Here is a 16778-nt window from a genome sequence, read left to right as displayed (position 1 = left end):
CACGGATCGCCGCAATCTACGATCCGACGACCGACCGGAAGCGTTCTGGCCAGGGTTTCAGCTGGCCGTGAGGCCGTCATCAGGTCTGCCGGCGCCATTTCCCGGATTTCATCGTCGCCACCACCTCCAGGCCTGCATCGAGCACCACTACATCCGCGCGCTTGCCGGGCTCCAGACGGCCGACGTCGGCCAGCCCCAGCATGTCCGCGGGATTCTGGCTTGCCGAGCGGACCGCGTCAGCGAGGGGGATGCCCGCGTGGTTTACCGCGTGCCGCACGGCTGCGTCCAGCGTCAGGACACTGCCGGCGATCGCTCCGTTGCTGGCAAGACGGGCCTCGCCGTTGGCCACCTGGACCTCCAGCCCTCCCAGCCTGTACGTCCCTTCCGAGGCGCACGCCGCCGCCATTGCATCGGTCACGAAAACGGCCCTGGCGGGGCTTCCCGTGATGAAGCGGACGAGTGAGGGATGCAGGTGCACGCCGTCGGCAATGACCTCGGCAAAAACGGTCGGGTCTTCCAGCAGAGCCAGGGCCGGGCCGGGTTCGCGGTGGTGCAGGGGCCGCATGGCGTTGAACACATGGGTGCCCACCGTGGCACCGGCGGCGATCGCCTCGCGGGCAAGGTCATAGCCGGCGCCGGTGTGGCCAATGGCGGCGACAGCGCCATGGCCGGTGATCTGCCGGATGGCCGCGAGGCCTCCGTCAAGTTCTGGCGCCAAAGTCACCATCCGTACCGCGCCCCGGCCTGCCAGCATCAGCCTGTCGATGCTGGCCGGGTCGGGCAGCCGCAGCAGCTCCTTGGTATGTGCTCCGCGGTGGGAGGGGCTGAGCCAGGGGCCCTCCAGATGGATCCCGGCAAGCACGCCGTCCTCCACCAGACCCGCCAGGGCGGCAACGGCGGTCTCAAGCTCCGCCAAGGGCGCAGTCACGAGACTTGCCATCAGCGTGGTGGTGCCGTGCTCGAGGTGCACCGCGGCGATCCCGACGGCGGCCGCAGCGGGATCCGGATCATTGAAGCTGAAACCACCGCCGCCGTGAATGTGGGCGTCGATAAAACCCGGCGCCAGGGTCCCCTCCGGAAAGCTGACGTCAGGCTCCCGGGGAGGGGGCCCCGCTTCCACCGCGCTGACCTGGCCGGACCGGATCTCCACCCAGCCCGGCTCCAGGACAGTGCCGGGCGTGATCACGCGGGCGGCGGAAATGAGCGTCGTACTCACCAGGTTTCCGTGATTTTGCGCAGGCCCCGGGGCGCGTCGGGGTCGCGGTGCCGGGCCGCGGCCATGGCGTGGGCCAGTCGCTGCAGGGGAAGGATTTCGAGGAGCGGGGAGAGCTGCTCGTGGACCGGCGGCAGCGGCACTACATGGTTCGCCGGCCGGGCCGCGGCAGGGTCGCCGACAAGGCATACGTCCGCCCCGCGCTCCGCCAGCCGCTCCAGCACCGGGGATAGCGCCCGGCCGCCGGCACCCGGCGAAGCGATGGCGATGACCGGGCGGTCCTCGTCAATCATGGCGAACGGTCCGTGCAGGAGATCGGCTCCGGAGAACGCATGGGCGGCCAGATAGGACGTTTCCATCAGCTTCAACGCCGCCTCCCGTGCCGTGGGGTAGGAGAAACCGCGCCCCGTGGTGATGATGTGGTTCACAAACCGGTACCGGTCTGCCACCTCCAGTATCTCCGGTCTGGCCAGGACATCGGCGGCATGGCCGGGCAGGACCGACGCCGCGGCGCCGTCCCCGCCGGCCCAGGCATCAATCAGCAGCCAGAGCGCCAGCAGCTGCGACGTGTAACTCTTGGTGGCGGCCACGGCACGCTCCGGCCCCGCCAGGATGTCCACGTGGTACTGCGCTGCAGTTGCCAGCGGCGACGACGGCGCGTTGGTCACGGCCACGGTGACGGCGCCGCCCCGCGCCGCGGCGGCGGTGGAGTCCACCAGGTCCGGGGATCCGCCCGATTGGCTGACCGCCAGCCAGAGGACGCCTTCCATCTTCGGTTCGGCGCCGTATACGGTGAGGCTCGACGGCGATGCGAGTCCGGCGGGCAGCCCCAGAACAGTCTCGATGAGGTACTTCGCGTACAGGGCAGCGTGGTCGCTCGTGCCCCGGGCCGCCAGCAGGACGTAACGGATTTCTGACGTGCGAAGGGTGGCGGCCAGGCGCTGAATGTCGGCATGGCCGAGGTCGAGCTGCCGGGCGAGGGCCTCGGGCTGCTCGAGGATTTCGGCGGCCATCAAGGCCCCGGGTGCCTGGAGGGCGGAACCGGCTGCGGGCATTGTGGTGTTCTGCGGGGTCATAGGATCTCCTCGTGATCGGGCGGGTCGCTGAAGTGTGGTGGTTCTTAGGCCGGGGCGTGGACGGGATTCTTCGGCTGGCGGGCCGCGTGGTGCGCCCTGGGGCTGGCCAGTTCCAGGGCCAGCTGGACTGCGCCCCATGCCGGGGCGCAGTCCAGCACTCTGATGTCCGTAAGGCCGCGCCGTTCCAGAAGCTTTCTGACGCGGCCGGCCAGGGCCGGCTGGTTGACCAGCATCCCGCCGGCCATCAGGACGGGCAAAGCAGCGGTGCCAGTAGCAGCGGTGCCGCCTACCGTGCCCAGCCGCTGGTTCACAGTGACGGCCAGTGAGGCCAGCTGCTCCGCGGCGTCCTCGACGATGGCCGTGCTGGAGCCATCCCCCAGGGCGGCGTCCGCGAACACTGCGCCGGCAAGACTGGCCCAATATCGGCGTTCGGGGTTGCGGTAGAAGAGGTCCAGCAGCGCCGGGGGTTCGGCGGCGCCGGTCTCTTCCAGAATGCTCGCCGACAATGGCCCTGCGGGCTGGCCGCGGTCGTGTTCGGCGAGGGCGTTGCGGACAGCGCTGCGGGTGATGGCGTAGCCGCTCCCTTCATCGCCCAGCAGGAAGCCCCAGCCGCCTGCCCTGGCCTCGCTGCCTTCCACGTTGCGGGCCCAGGCCGCGGAGCCGGTCCCGGAGATCAGGACGGTGCCGGCATCCAGGCCTGCCGCTGCGAGGATGATGCGCGTGTCGTGGACCACCTGGATCCGGGCTCCCGGGAATCTCCGGGAGAGCAGGGCGGCGAGCCGTTCCCGGCTCCCGGCGGTGTCTGCGCCGGCAGCGCCGGCGCAGACCGTGTGGATTCCGTGGCTTTCCCGGGTGCCGACACCGAGCCGGATGGCGAGTTCGTCCAGTGCCGCGGACGCCGCAGGCTCTCCGACTGAGGTGATGTTCGCGCTGCCGACGCTGACCTCGGAAACCCGCTGCGCGCCGTCGTCGGCCTTGTGGTTGACAGCGTTGCGGGCCAGGATGGCGTGGGTTTTGGACCCGCCGATGTCGAGGCCCAGAACCAGCGGCATTATTTGGCCGCCGGCGCGCTGCCGGTCTGTTCGGGCCAGCGGGCGCCGTTTTCCCAGTAGTGGCGGATCTCTTCGAGGTTCCGGCCCTTGGTTTCCGGGGCGAGGCGGTGCACGAAGATGAACCCGGCGACGGCGAGTACACCGAACACCGCGAAGGTGCCCGCTCCACCGAGCCGCTGCAGCATGGTCAGGAAGAACGCGGCGACGATGACGTTGGCCACGAGGTCGGAGGTCAGCATGGCGCTGGCGCCGAGGGAACGCAGGCGGGCCGGGAACGATTCGCCGGCGTAGACCCAGACCAGCGCGCCGAAGCCGAAGGTGAAGCCGACCGTGAACAGCAGCACGCCCAGGAACCCGATGACGGTCAGGGCACCGCCAAAGTCGCGGCCCACCATGAAGACGGCGACAAGGATGATGTTGGCGACAATCATCATGCCGATGCCGCCGAGCAGGATGGGACGCCGTCCCAGCCGGTCCACAAGCGACAGCGACACGAAGACGGCAACCAGGGCGGCGGCCTGGACCAGGGCAGGGAACAGGAGCAGTGCGGCGTTGCCGGTGAAGCCCATCGCTTCGAAGATCCGCGGGCTGTAGTAGACCACGGCGTTGATGCCGGTGATCTGGATGAAGAAGCCCAGCCCGACCACGAACACTGTCGCCTTCAGGTACGGGGAGCGCAGCATTTCCCGCAGGCCACCGCCGCGTTCTTCGCTGATGGCCCGCTGCATGTCGGCCAGCTCGGCGTCCACGTCGGCGTCCGGTTCGATGGAGGAGAGGGTGCGGCGGGCGTCTTCCGTGCGTCCGCGCATCATGTACCAGCGGGCGGTGTCGGGGAGCCGGAGCGTAACGGCGAGGACCACCACGGCGGGGATGGCCGCCAGCCCCAGCATCAGGCGCCAGTTCTCGGTGGCGGACAGCGCGTAGGCGGCGAGGTATCCGCCGATGATGCCGATGACGGTGGCCACCTGGTAGGCGACGAGCAGCGCGCCCCTGACTTTCGGCGGTGCCGATTCCGCCACGAACACCGGCACCACCACCACGGAAATGCCGATGGTCAGGCCCAGCAGCAGCCTGGCGATGAGCAGCATGGGGACGTCCAGGGCCACGGCACTCAGGGCGGCGAAGGCAGCATATGCGCCGGCGACTCCCACCATGCAGGCCTTGCGGCCGAGGAGATTCGCCAGCCAACCGCCCAGCACGGCGCCGAGGACTTCACCGACGACGACGGCGGTGGTCACCAGTTCCTGCTGGCTGGTGGAGAGCTGGAACTCCTTGGTGATAAAGAGCAGGGCGCCAGCGATATTGGAAAGATCGTAGCCGTAAATAATCCCGATGGTGGCGGCGGCGCCGCCGACCAGGAGGCCCAGACGGGGCGTATGGCGAAGGTCTTGCAGGAACGACATCATTGGGTCCTTGTCTGCCTGGATGGATGGGGTGGGGCGCGCGTCCTAGCGCTTGCACAATTGGTATAAACCAATTTCCTCCATTTTGGCGTAGACCAATTTTTCTGTCAATAGGTAATATCGCAGCATGGAGACCCCCGCTGCCGCCGCGCTGCCCAAGTACTACGTGCTGAAGGAGCAGATCCTCGCGCTCATCGAAGATGCTGCCCCCGGCACCCTGATTCCGACGGAGCGGGCGCTGGCTGAACAATACGGAACGTCGCGCACCACCGTCCGACAGGCAATAGGGGAGCTGGTGGCCGAGGGGCGCCTGGACAGGACGCAGGGCAGGGGCACATTTGTCGCTCCGCCGAAGGTGACGCATGTCCGCCAGCTCACCTCGTTCTCGGACGACGCGGCGAGTCAGGGGCTGACGGCGTCTGCGAGGATTCTGGACATCAGTCTGGTGCCCGCAGACCCCGCGACGGCGAGACGGCTTGGGGTGGATGCCGGGACAGAGGTCCACCGGGTCGAGCGGATCAGGCTGGTCAACGGGGAACCGCTGGCCCACGAGACAGCCTTCCTGGCCGGTTCGCTGCCGGACCTTGCACACAACGTGGAGATCCGCGGATCGCTGTATTCGGCCCTCAACGAGGACTACGGAATACGCATCAGTGAAGTGGAGGACACAGTGGAGACAAAGCTGGCAGGCCCCGATGAAGTCCGGCTCCTGGATGTCGAAATGGGAGCCCCGATGCTGCTGGTGCACCGGCTCGGAATCGATGCGGAAGCTGTGCCTGTGGAGTGGACGCGGTCAGTGTTCAGGGGCGACAGGTTCCGCTTCGTGGCCAGAATGCGCATGTAGGACTTCGGCGGACTGCCGCCGCGCTTGACACTCCCGGCCCTTCTACGCGCCGAATCTTTACGCCGTACTGCGGGGCGTTAAGCCGTATTGCGTCGTGAGTCTGTGCGTGTCCTCGGCCATTGTGGACCACCGGTCCGGGTGGTTGGTTTGGTGCACAAGCATCAGCAGAACGGGGGAACGATGATCACGGCCTTGGCTCACAGGATCCGGATGCAGTGTGGCGCCGAACTGAGCGTGTTCCGTGACCGGGTGTCTGCCTTGGCCTGGCAGGACATCGGCACTGGCGGTTTCGACGGGGCGGCAACAGTCATGGCGTCCCGTCCCTCCTTGGCCACGCCAGGCGTGACCGTGGACATCGTGGGGGTTGCCCACTGGCATGCCCCGTCCGGAACCGCCGCCATCGGGATCTCTGTGGCTATGCTCCTTGGCTCGGATCGCGGTGGTTTGGATGGCGGTGATTCAGACCGTGCGGCGGCAGGGGTCTATTGGGAAGAGGCCCATGCCTGGGCAGGTGCAGTGGCCGGAGGGCAGTGGGCGGCGGCGGAATTTACCGGCAGCCAAGAGGCGCCCGGGGGAGTGATCTTCCAGTATCTGCTCAAAGCCCACGAGGCGTCTTACGCCATCGATCACTTCCAGGGAGCGCTCTAACCGGAAGCTGAACCGGTGGAAGCTCCGGACCTGCAGAGATCTCGCCAGCGGAAATCCTGCAGAGTTGGGGGAACAGCAGGGTTGGGGAACAGCAGGGTCGGGAAACAGCAGAAGATCCGGCGGGAACAGTCCCGCCGGATCTTCTGTTTGGGCCGCGGTCAGGGCTTGGGCCGCGGCTTGGGCCGGTCAGTCCTTTCCGAGCCCGGCTGCGGACGTCTTCTGCCCGGTCACCCTGTTCAGGGCGGTGAGGTCGAAGATGCCGTTGAGGTCGGCCTGCTTGGTGGTTCCGGCGTCCACACCGTCCTGCAGCAGCTTCTTGAAGGCACCGGCCAGCGGGTCCACAGTGAACACGATGTTCTGCAGCGACCGGTCGATGACGTTCTGCTGCAGCGCCTTGCCCGCCGTTTCCTTCAGGGCCGCGTTCACCTTGGTGGTTTTTTCCGCAGCCGGAGCGTCATTGAGCCACTTCACGGCTTGCACGTGGCCCTTCAGCAGTCCCTCCACGGTCTCCGGGTGCTCGGCGGCGAACTTCTTGTTCACGATCAGGATGGTGGTGGGGAACTCGCCGGGCTTGCCGGTCAGGGAACCGTCCCAGAGGTCTTTCTCGTCCACCAGGACCTTGGCCCCGGCCTGGAGCACCAGGCGGGAGGCCCATGGCTCCGGCAGCCACGCGCCGTCGAGCTTTCCGCTCTGGAACAGCTTCAGCGTCTGGGCATTCTCGGTGGGGTTGATCGCGACGTCTCCGCCGCCGTCGGGATTTGTCTTGTAACCCTGCTTGCCGAGCCAGGCGCGGAGCGCCACATCCTGCGTGCCGCCCAGCTGCGGCGAAGCCAGGGTCTTGCCCTTCAGGTCGGCTGCGGTCTTGATCTCCGGTTTCACCACCAGCTGGGCCCCGCCGGACGCTGCGCCGGCGATGATGCTGATGGACTCGCCCTTGCTCTTGACGAAGGAGTTGATCGCCGGGTTCGGGCCGATGTACGTGGCGTCGATGGCGCCGGCGTTCAGCGCCTCGATGGCTGCCGGGCCCGCGTTAAACACCTGCGTGGAGAGCTTGGTGCTGCCGAGATTGTTCTTGATAAAGCCCTCGTTAACCCCAATCAGGGCCGGGGCGTGCGTGATGTTGCCGAAATAGCCCAGCTTCAGTTCCGCAGCGGGACTGGTGGCGACGGCGGCGCTCGTGGGTGCCGTGCCCGTGCTGCGGGCCGCGGTGGCCGCCGCGGCAGCGCCGGCGCCGAGGAGGGCTACCAGGCCCACGGCGATGCCGATTTTGAGCTGGCGGGGACGTTTCGGGTTGCGGGTCTCACCGGCCGCAATGCGGGTTGTTCCGGCGTTGTCATCTGAGGTCGACATCGTGTTCCTTCGGTGGTGTTCGGGCTTGTTGGACCGAGGTTACGTAGGCCCCCAAGGCCGCCACAACGCCCGCCGTCGCGCACGTTCACCGGAAGTCGTGGACGTTCACCGAAGGTCGCGGACGTTCACCGAACGTCGCGGACGTTCGCCGGGAGTCGCACAGCGTCAAAAAGCGTCGGGCGCCGACCTCAGGGCGTCCAGGATGGCAGGCAGGAGGTGGTGGTTCCGTCCCCACACCGGGTCGAGCAGCTCGAGGTACCAGGAGTCCGCAAGGACGAGGGCCAGCGTTTCGTTGCTTTCCTCCGCCCAGTCCCGGATTTGTTCGGATTCGATGGGGCTCTCGCTGGTCCCCAGGACGGTGACCACCTCGTCGCCGTCGAGCGTCACGGGAATGGACGCGCGGCTCATCTCTCCCGGGGCATGGGCGATCGCAACGAACTCCGTCTGCGTTGAAAGCTGCAGGAGCCGCCGCGCCGACTCGGGGGAGCAGAAGCCCGTCACGTACTCTCGCTGGGCATGGCGGGCATCCGCCGCGAGTCCCGGCTGGGATTCCTTCGTGAAGAACCCGCTGCGGTTGATCTCCGCGAGTTGCCCGGCGATGGGCAGGGTCTCGTCGTCAAAGCCAGGCGCAAGGGTTCCTGCCTGGTACTCGCTCTTGCCTTCCAGCCACCGTGCCGTCAGCTCGCCGGCGGCGGCAAGGGTGGTGGCTTGCCGCCATACTTCCCTGTCCACCAGGAGCCGGCCGTAGCTGTCCCGTTCGTCCGTGAAGTGATTGTTCATATGTTCGAGCCTAGACGTGGCAGCCGTCTGCCGGACAGGGGATGTGACGCCTCCGAACGCAGGGTGAACCGGCGTTACTCCCCGTCTTGCCTGCATCGATTGCTCCGTAGCGGCCCTTATGGCGCCCCAGAACGGCAGTTACTCAGCAGTCGATGGGATTTTCACAAAAAAATTTTCCTGGGCTCTGTCGATTCCCGTTCGCCCTGTTCGACGGAATAGTAGAAGGACGCACACGGCGTCCTCGTCCAGGCAAGGAGACAGACCATGAAGTACATGTTCATCATGCGTTCAACCGAAGAAGCCCTTGAAGCGTCAAAGAAGATCCCGTTCGAGGAGATCCTCAACAAAATGGGGGCCTACAACGAGTCGCTCATCAAGGCAGGGGTCATGCTGGCCGGGGAGGGCCTCGCTGACGTCTCCGAGGACAATGCCTTCGTTGTCGACTTCTCGGAGGAACCGCCGATCATCACGGACGGGCCTTACGGCGAGACCCACGAGCTGTTCAACGGGTTCTGGATCGTCCAGGTCGGGTCGAAGGAGGAGGCCGCCGAATGGGCACGCCGGTGCCCGCTCGGCCCGGGCTCGAAGCTTGAGGTCCGGCGCGTGCATGAAGCTGAGGACTTCGCGGACTTCGCCGACAACGAATACATCCGGAAAGAGACGGGGTGGCGCGAGCAGTTGGGCCAGTCCTGATCCGCAGGCCGGAGGGGCGGAGTCCGCGGTGAGCGGGGGAGCAGGATCCGCGGTGCGGCGGCGGATCGAAGCGCTGTGGCGGATCGAAGGCTCCCGGATCATCGCGGTTCTGGCCCGGGTCACGCGGGACATCGGGCTCGCCGAGGACCTGGCCCAGGAGGCGTTGGCCGACGCCCTGGAGCAGTGGCCGGTGTCCGGAGTTCCGCGGAATCCGGCCGCCTGGCTCACCGCGGTAGCCAAACGCAAGGCGATTGACGCGTGGCGGCGGGCCGAGGGGCTCGACGAACGCTACCGCGCCATCGCGCACGGGCTGGAGGAGGACGACGGTGTGGCGTGGGAGCCGGTGGACGACGACGTGCTCCGGCTCGTGTTCACCGCGTGCCACCCGGTGCTCTCGCGGGAGGCGCAGGTGGCCCTGACGCTGCGGGTGGTCAGCGGCCTGACTACGGAGGAGCTCGGGCGCCTTTTCCTTGTTCCCGTCGCCACAGTGCAGCAGCGGATCGTCCGTGCCAAGAAGACCCTTGCGGCCGCCAAGGTGCCGTTCGAAGTCCCCGAGCCGAACGAGTGGAAGGAACGGCTCGGCGGCGTCCTGGGAGTCGTGTACCTCATGTTCACGGAGGGATACGCGGCGACGTCGGGGGAGCGGTGGATCCGTCCGGACCTCGCCCGCGAGGCACTCAGGATCGGGCGTGTCCTCGCGGGGCTCGTCCCGCGCGAGCCCGAGGTCCACGCACTGGTGGCCCTCATGGAGTTCCAGGCTTCGCGCTTCGCCGCCCGCACCCGGCCTGATGGCACTCCCATCCTGCTGGCGGAGCAGGACCGCACCCGGTGGGACCGTGCCCAGATCGGGCGGGGCAGTGCAGCCCTCGCGCGGAGCGATGCGTTGGGCCGGGGGCGGGGCAACTACGCCCTGCAGGCGGCAATAGCGGAATGCCACGCCACGGCGCCAAGCGTCGGGGAGACGGACTGGCAGCGCATCGTGCTGCTCTACGAGGCGCTCGGCCGGATCGCTCCCGGCCCGGTTGTGGAACTCAACCGGGCCGTGGCCGTATCCATGGCCACGGGGCCGGCCGCCGCGCTGGTTATCGTGGACCGTCTCGTCACCGGCGGCTCCCTCCGCGGAGCCCATTTGCTTCCCAGCGTCCGCGGCGAGCTGCTGGTCCGGCTCGGCCGCCTGGAAGAAGCCCGCGCGGAGTTCACTGCTGCAGCTGCGCTGGCCAAGAACCAGCGCACGCGGGCGCTTCTGGAAGCAAGAGCTGCGAATATCTGAAGCAACCGTTGATTGCTTGGCCACATGCGCATAGCCTGTGTCTCGGCAGTGTTCCTCAATCCTTGTTGGGGGGAAGGCTTGAACAGTCTTCATCTCTGGGGACACTCGCCGGAAAAGGCTGGCTCCACGGTCTCAGCACGCCTGGAGCCAGCTTTCGGCGTTTCAGATCCGCCGCTCGTTCCGCCCAGTTTGCTGTCCGGAGTGAAGGCAGCAGACCCTCCATTACTGTCCTTCCGCCGGCCAATGGCCGCACCGGGGCGGAGCAGGTACAACTGAATCATGACGACCTCACCGTTGGTGCTCGGCCCGATGATGCGGTACGTGGATGAGACCTCGGCGAGTATCTGGGTGGAGACCCGGAATGCTGCCCGGGTCTCGGTTCGTGCCGGCGGCAGGGACTGGGAGGCCAGCACCTTCGCAGTGCACGGCCACCATTATGCGCTCGTGGAGGTCGACGGACTGGAGCCAGGAACGGTCACGCCCTACACCCTCGACGTCAACGGAATCCGGGTCTGGCCCGATCGAGGGTCCGGGTTCCCGGCGTCAATGATCGCGGCGCTGAAGCCCGGAAAGCCGCTGCGGATGGCGTACGGTTCATGCCGCACCAGCGTCCCGCACGATGAGTCCGGCAACCGGACCCACGGCGTCGACTCGCTGAGGGCGTATGCACTGCGGATGGCCTCCGGAGGTGACACGCCATGGCCGGATCTGGTGGCGTTCCTCGGGGACCAGGTGTATGCCGACTCGACCAGCGAACAGATGCAGCAGTTCATCCGCGCCCGCCGGGACATCAATGCACCGCCGGGCGAGGAGCTCAAGGATTACGAGGAATACGCTCACCTCTACTACCTGGCCTGGTCCGACCCGGCAAACAGGTGGCTGCTGTCCACCCTGCCCAGCGCCATGATCTTCGATGACCACGACATCCGCGACGACTGGAACGCCTCGCTGAGCTGGAAGAAGAAAATGGAAGCCATGCCCTGGTGGCATGAGCGGATTGTCGCGGGGCTGGCCTCGTACTGGGTCTACCAGCATCTGGGGAACCTGTCACCGCAGGAGCGGGCCGGGGATCCCGTCTGGCAACAGGTTGCCCGGCACGGCGGCGAGGCCGAACCCGACCTGAGCGCGGAGCTCGACAGTCTCGCGGACCGGGCCGACCAGAAGCCGGAATCGTACCGGTGGAGTTTCTGCCGGGACTTCGGTGACACCCGGCTGATGGTGGTGGACTCCCGGGCTGCCCGGAACCTGGTGCCGGAAGAGCGCGCCTTGCTGGATGAGGCGGAAATGGCCTGGCTCGACGGCAAGATGCGTGGCGGTTTCCGCCACCTGCTGGTGGCCATGTCGTTGCCTTTCCGGCTGCCGATGGGCCTGCACCACGTCGAAGCCTGGGATGAGGCCATTTCCGAAGGTGCGTGGGGAAAACTTGCCGCCCGGGCCGGCGAGAAGCTGCGGCAGGCGCTGGACCTTGAACATTGGGGCGCCTTCCAGGACAGCTTCCAGGACGTTGCGGCCATCGCGGCCGAGGTTGCCGACGGTAAACGCGGCCCGGCGCCGGAAACTGTGACCTTCCTCGCGGGCGACGTCCACTTCTCCTACGTTTCCGAGGTGGAACGTGCCTCGGGCAGCCGGATCGTGCAGGCAGTCTGCTCCCCAATCCGCAACCCGCTGCCCCGGCTCATGAGGTCGTTCACGGCCATCACGTCCTACGGCCTGGCCACGCCGGTAGGGGCCTGGGTGGCGCGCTCGGCGAAGGTCCCGAACCCCCCGTTCCGCTGGTCCTCACTCAAGGGGCCATGGTTCGACAACAATCTGGCCTTCCTCGAGGTGTCACCGGAAGGGCTGAAACTATGGTGGCAGACAGGCGTGGTGAACGGCGGCGATCATCTGCACCCCGGGCTGGAACGGGTCGCCTCCTTCACCGTGGCCCCCCGGAGATCAGAGGAGACCGCCCGCGAACAGCTTTGAACCGGGCCTGGAATTTACCGGGGCCTGGGATTCACTGCCCGACGCCTCGCGGCTAAGGCCCGAGGTTCAGAACAGCGGGGAAAGTCCGTTCCAGCCGGGGCCGACCTGCACACGCGGGAGCAGGAAGCCGGTGCCGGTGCCCGGGTACAGCCACAGCACGCCGCTGCCGTCGCGCGCCAGCAGGTCAGGCCTGCGGTCGCCGTTGAAGTCGCCAGGGCTTACGACGGCGGTCATGACGTTCCAGCCGTGGCCCACCCTCGTGCGGGGGAGCCAGCCACCGGTGCCGTTGCCGCGGTAAAGCCACAGGTGTCCGGTTGCCGTCTCCCGCGCCAGGATATCCGCAGTGCCGTCACTGTTGAAGTCGCCGGGACCAACGAGGGAATTGACGGTGTTCCACCCGGCCCCCACACGGAGGCGCGGCAGGAATCCGCCGGTGCCGTTCCCGAGGTAGAGCCAGAGGTAGCCCGTGGCTGTTTCCCGCGCCAGGATGTCCACCCGCTGGTCGCCGTTGAAGTCGCCGGGGCCGACGACGGCGCTAAAGATGTTCCAACCGTTGCCCACCCGGAGCCGCGGCAGGAATCCGCCGGTGCCGTTGCCGCGGTAGAGCCAGAGGTAGCCGGTAGCCGTTTCCCGGGCAAGGACGTCCAGCGGACCGTCACCGTTGAAGTCGCCAGGTGTCTCGAGCAGGCTGAAGCCGTTCCAGCCGTTGCCGATGCTCACTCCGGGCAGCCTGCCCCCGCGTCCCGTCCCGGGATACATCCGCAGTTCGCCGGTGGCGGGTACGCGGGCGAGGATGTCGGTGTTCCAGTCGCCGCTGAAGTCAGCCGTCGAACCCGAGAGGCTCGATGCCGGAATCGGCAGGGGAGTGAACGCGTAAGGATCGCAGGTCAGATCGTAGTCCCGGCTGTCGTCGTACCACTGCGAAATGTAGACGCGCCCGCCGGAGAAACTTGCCTGGCGGCAGCGGTCCAGCGCTTCACCGGGATAGTCCAGCCGGCCGGCAGTGGCCCAGACCGGAACGCCGGGCAACCGCCATGACCCGGTGATGCTTGTCCAGCCGGAGGCAAATGAGTAGAGGCCGTAGGACAGTTTGGCATCGCGCAGGCCGCGCATGAGGCCCTCGATGATGTACCGGTTCTCACGCTGCTGCAGTGCAGTGGCGGTGGGCCAGGGCTGGGCGGGCCGGGGTTCGACGTCGATCCATACCACCCGAGGCGCAAAGCCCGTCCGCGTGAGGCTGGCGAGGGCAAACCGCGCTTCGGCGTAACCCACGTTGGACAGGTGCCCGGCGCGCGTGGCGGAAGACCAGGGCCCCTGGGTCCGGTAGGCGGAGAGCTGTGCGGGGGTGGGGAAGGCCGCCATGGTGTAGGCCTGGGCCGGCTTGTTGTTGGTTTTGGCCCAGTTCACCTGGCTGGCAAGGCACGGGTTCTCCGTGAAGGGGAGCCCTTTTGTCAGGCCGATGACGACAAACTGGGACGAAGCAGGCGGAAGCGGCAGTCCAAAGCCGCCCACCGCCGTCGGGCACTGGGGCCAGGAGATGTCGTGACCGCGCAGCGATACGGCCTGGGCAGGAGGTGCGCCCGGGATGAAGCCGATGATCAGGGCCAGGAAGACGAGGAGGGCGGTGAGGAGGCGCCGCGCCGATGCCGCCGTCACGTCGACCACCTGCTTCTGACGGCGGTCACGGGGCAGCCGCTGACGTTCCGCGCGGGGAATACCAGCTCCAGGAAAACCAGCCCCGAATGATGAACAATTGCCGTCCATCGCCGTCCGCTCCTTTGCCACCCTCAGTTTACGTCGGGAAGCGGCGGCAGGCTCCTGGTCCCCGTCAGGCGCGTTGTCCGGGGCTCAGCGGATGACCGGAACCCCAGAAGCCTTGATGTATTGGTCCACGCGGTCACGGGCCAGGGCCGTCCTGATCTGAGCGAGTGCTGCGGGATCCTGCAGGACAATTGACCGCCCGTCGAACGAGGTGCTCACGCCTGCGGTGGGCAGAGCGAAGAACGCAGCATTCTTCAGCGGGAGATTGCGCAGGCTGTACGCCAGCCCTGCCAAGGTTTCCTGATCCAGCCCGGTGCTGACCGCAACGATTCTTGAGAGGGAAGCAACGGTCTTGCGGAGGGTCACGGGATTGGTGATGGTCTTGGGCTGGAGGAGTTCGGCGATCAGCGCCTTCACGAAGGTCTGCTGGTTCCGTACACGCTGGTAGTCCCCGTCGCTGAAGGCGTAGCGTTCCCGGACGAACTCCAGGGCATGGGCGCCATTGAGTTTCTGCACGCCCTGCGGGAACGTGTGCCGGCTGTCGTGGGTCGACGTGAACGGCGTCCGGACGTCAACCCGCACTCCGCCAAGGGCATCGACCAGTTCTACGAACCTGCCGAAGTCGATCACGATGGAGTGGTCAATGTGCCGGCCGAACAGTGCCCCGACGGTTTGCCGCATGGCGGGCACGCCGCCCCAGGCAAGGCCGTCGTTGATCTTTGAGTAGCCGTAGCCGGGGATTTCAGCCCAGAGGTCGCGCATAACGGAAATGCCGTGGACGCTCTTGCGGTCGGCCGAGACATGGATCAGGAAAAGGGTGTCAGCACGCTGGTCAGTGGCGAGCCTCCGCACGGTGTCCTTCGCGTTGGTCCCCCTCGTGTCGCTGCCGATAAGCAGGATGTTGACCGGCTGGCCCCGGAGGCGGTCAGCCGGGGGTGCCGGAGGCTTGGGCTTTGGCGCAGGAGTAGTGGCCTTCGGCTTGGGAGTTGGGGAAGTGGCTGGAGGCGCAGTCGGGGCACTCGGGGCACTCTCCGGACCGTTGGCCCGGGCCTGGGACCAAAAGTAGAGGCCTGCCAGCAGCGGAATCAGAAGCCCCAGCGTCACAATGAATGCCAAGACCTTGGGCTGCACGCGTCGTTGCGTATCACTCATGGGATAACTATGTGCCTGAAACGACTTAATGGAAAAGGGCTCGCCGGGCCTCATCCAGTAAATGGAATAGGGCTCCCGGGGCCTCACCGAGCGGTGCCCGAAGGCACCGCTGGATGAAGCCTCGGCGCCGCTAGCCCAGGGTCGAGGTGTCGATCACGAAGCGGTACCGGACATCGGAGGCAAGGACTCGTTCGTAGGCGTCGTTGATCTTTTCTGCCGGAATGACCTCGATTTCTGCGCCGAGCTGGTGTTCGGCACAGAAATCGAGCATTTCCTGGGTCTCGCGGATCCCGCCGATCGCCGAGCCGGCAAACGACCGGCGTCCCATGATCAGGGAGAACACCTGGACGGGGAGTGGTTCCGCCGGAGCGCCCACATTCACCAGGGCGCCGTCGAGGGTCAGCAGCTGCAGGTAGGCGCTGATGTCGATCTTGGCGCTGACGGTGTTGATGATCAGGTCGAAGGAGCCGGCCAGCTGCTCGAAAGTTCCGGGATCACTGGTGGCGTAGTAGGCGTCGGCGCCGAGGCGCAGGCCGTCTTCCTGCTTCTTCAGCGACTGGGAGAGGACGGTGACGTCGGCACCCATGGCGGAGGCGAGCTTGACGGCCATGTGCCCGAGTCCACCGAGGCCGACGACGGCGACCTTCTTGCCGGGCCCGGCGCCCCAGTGGCGCAGCGGGGAGTAGGTGGTGATGCCCGCGCACAGCAGCGGGGCCGCGGCATCGAGTTCGATGCCCTCCGGGATCCTGACGACGAAGTCTTCGGTCACCACGACATGGGTGGAGTAACCGCCTTGGGTGATGGTTCCATCACGGTCCACGGCGCCGTAGGTACCGGTCATCCCTACGAGGCAGTACTGCTCCTCGCCCTTTTGGCAGTTGGCGCATTCGCGGCAGGAGTTGACCATGCAGCCGACGCCCACCCGGTCACCCACGGCGTACTTGGTCACCTCGGAGCCAACCTTCGTGACGATTCCGGCGATTTCGTGGCCGGGGGCCAGCGGGTAGGACTGGGGCCCCCAGTCGCCGCGGACGGTGTGGATGTCGGAGTGGCAGATGCCGGCGTACTTGATCTCGATGAGGACGTCACTTGGGCCGACGTCACGGCGCTCGATGGTGGTCGGGGCGAGGGGTTCGGTGGCGGACGGGGCGGCGTAGGCGCTAACGCTCAGCATGTCTCTCCTGATGGGGGGATGGGGTGTTGGTTGTTCCGCGGAGACGGAACCGGTCAAAGCCGCTGCAAACTTGGGCGGTTGCCTCGGATGTCCTGTGCTGTTCAGGAACTGCAGTCCAGGAACTGCTTTCCAGGAAGCGGGGCTCACTATCCATGGAACAGGGGATCGCCAGCGTGAGGGAGTCCCTGCTGATAGGGGTATTGCCAGTGCCTCCCTCACTGAGCCCGGACCTTTTCAGCCTTGAGGCTATGGACAACCGGACCGAGGTCCGCGAGTTCCTGGCCTTCCCGGCGGCCAAAGGCGGACGCGCCGGACAGTGACTGGATCCTCGGCTGGCTTCCCGCCAAAGCATCCGGCTGCGGCCGGTGGTCCTGCTGCGCCGACGTAGACTGGCAGG

The 16778-nt window shown here is 66.9% G+C and carries 14 protein-coding genes; 5 read left to right on the top strand and 9 right to left on the bottom strand.

All coding sequences use genetic code 11. The features are described 5' to 3' along the window. Positions 1–79: 79 nt before the first annotated feature. Genes nagA through J7E80_RS13215 form a run of 4 tightly spaced genes read right to left on the bottom strand, consistent with a single transcriptional unit; the run spans position 80 to position 4747 of the window. The gene (gene nagA / locus J7E80_RS13230; protein ID WP_215052257.1) at positions 80–1216 is read right to left on the bottom strand and encodes an N-acetylglucosamine-6-phosphate deacetylase; all 1137 of its coding nucleotides are present in this window, start codon (positions 1214–1216) and stop codon (positions 80–82) included. Then, complete coding sequence (locus tag J7E80_RS13225) at positions 1213–2289, bottom strand: SIS domain-containing protein (RefSeq protein ID WP_215052255.1); 1077 nt, start codon at positions 2287–2289, stop codon at positions 1213–1215. Before J7E80_RS13225 ends, nagA begins: the two co-directional genes overlap by 4 nt. Before the next feature lie 44 nt (positions 2290–2333). Continuing rightward, positions 2334–3341 (bottom strand): N-acetylglucosamine kinase, encoded by a 1008-nt coding sequence (locus tag J7E80_RS13220; protein ID WP_251036840.1) that lies wholly within the window; start codon positions 3339–3341, stop codon positions 2334–2336. After that, on the bottom strand, positions 3341–4747 hold the full coding sequence (locus J7E80_RS13215; RefSeq protein WP_251036839.1) for a sugar porter family MFS transporter: 1407 nt from the start codon (positions 4745–4747) through the stop codon (positions 3341–3343). The genes J7E80_RS13220 and J7E80_RS13215 overlap by 1 nt, the downstream gene beginning before the upstream one ends. 124 nt (positions 4748–4871) lie before the next feature. On the opposite strand from J7E80_RS13215, the gene J7E80_RS13210 reads away from it, so the two are divergent. Together J7E80_RS13210 and J7E80_RS13205 are read left to right on the top strand one after the other, a co-directional pair. Further along, on the top strand, positions 4872–5588 hold the full coding sequence (locus tag J7E80_RS13210; protein WP_215052253.1) for a GntR family transcriptional regulator: 717 nt from the start codon (positions 4872–4874) through the stop codon (positions 5586–5588). Between the two features lie 210 nt (positions 5589–5798). Then, a complete protein-coding gene (locus J7E80_RS13205) occupies positions 5799–6236 on the top strand; it encodes a hypothetical protein (RefSeq protein ID WP_215052251.1) in 438 nt (145 codons plus the stop codon). 186 nt (positions 6237–6422) lie between these two features. Here the strand turns inward: J7E80_RS13205 and J7E80_RS13200 are convergent, their stop codons facing one another. After that, the gene (locus tag J7E80_RS13200) at positions 6423–7586 is read right to left on the bottom strand and encodes an ABC transporter substrate-binding protein (protein ID WP_215052249.1); all 1164 of its coding nucleotides are present in this window, start codon (positions 7584–7586) and stop codon (positions 6423–6425) included. Between the two features lie 165 nt (positions 7587–7751). Then, entirely contained in the window at positions 7752–8366 is a 615-nt protein-coding gene (locus J7E80_RS13195; protein WP_215052248.1) for a DUF6919 domain-containing protein, read from the bottom strand. A gap of 264 nt (positions 8367–8630) precedes the next feature. Here J7E80_RS13195 and J7E80_RS13190 point away from each other — a divergent pair, with 264 nt between their 5' ends. The 3 genes from J7E80_RS13190 to J7E80_RS13180 all read left to right on the top strand — a co-directional run bounded on the left by J7E80_RS13190 (position 8631) and on the right by J7E80_RS13180 (position 12294). Next, entirely contained in the window at positions 8631–9059 is a 429-nt protein-coding gene (locus J7E80_RS13190; protein ID WP_215052246.1) for a YciI family protein, read from the top strand. Positions 9060–9087: 28 nt separating this feature from the next. Then, on the top strand, positions 9088–10329 hold the full coding sequence (locus tag J7E80_RS13185) for an RNA polymerase sigma factor (RefSeq protein WP_311380828.1): 1242 nt from the start codon (positions 9088–9090) through the stop codon (positions 10327–10329). A gap of 279 nt (positions 10330–10608) precedes the next feature. Further along, a complete protein-coding gene (locus J7E80_RS13180) occupies positions 10609–12294 on the top strand; it encodes an alkaline phosphatase D family protein (RefSeq protein WP_215052243.1) in 1686 nt (561 codons plus the stop codon). 66 nt (positions 12295–12360) lie between these two features. On the opposite strand, the gene J7E80_RS13175 is transcribed toward J7E80_RS13180, so the two are convergent. The 3 genes from J7E80_RS13175 to J7E80_RS13165 all read right to left on the bottom strand — a co-directional run bounded on the left by J7E80_RS13175 (position 12361) and on the right by J7E80_RS13165 (position 16381). Next, positions 12361–13950: an FG-GAP-like repeat-containing protein gene (locus J7E80_RS13175; protein WP_311380827.1), complete on the bottom strand. Its 1590-nt coding sequence runs from the start codon at positions 13948–13950 to the stop codon at positions 12361–12363. Between the two features lie 192 nt (positions 13951–14142). Next, complete coding sequence (locus tag J7E80_RS13170; RefSeq protein WP_215052239.1) at positions 14143–15207, bottom strand: LCP family protein; 1065 nt, start codon at positions 15205–15207, stop codon at positions 14143–14145. A 130-nt stretch (positions 15208–15337) separates the two neighbouring features. After that, entirely contained in the window at positions 15338–16381 is a 1044-nt protein-coding gene (locus J7E80_RS13165; protein ID WP_215052237.1) for an NAD(P)-dependent alcohol dehydrogenase, read from the bottom strand. Positions 16382–16778 lie beyond the last annotated feature (397 nt).

Origin of the sequence: Arthrobacter sp. ISL-28 (assembly GCF_018613875.1) — a bacterium.
In the GTDB taxonomy this organism is placed as follows: domain Bacteria; phylum Actinomycetota; class Actinomycetes; order Actinomycetales; family Micrococcaceae; genus Arthrobacter.
The sequence above is the reverse complement of the archived record's forward strand: the minus strand, read 5'-3'. Positions and strand labels throughout refer to the sequence as shown.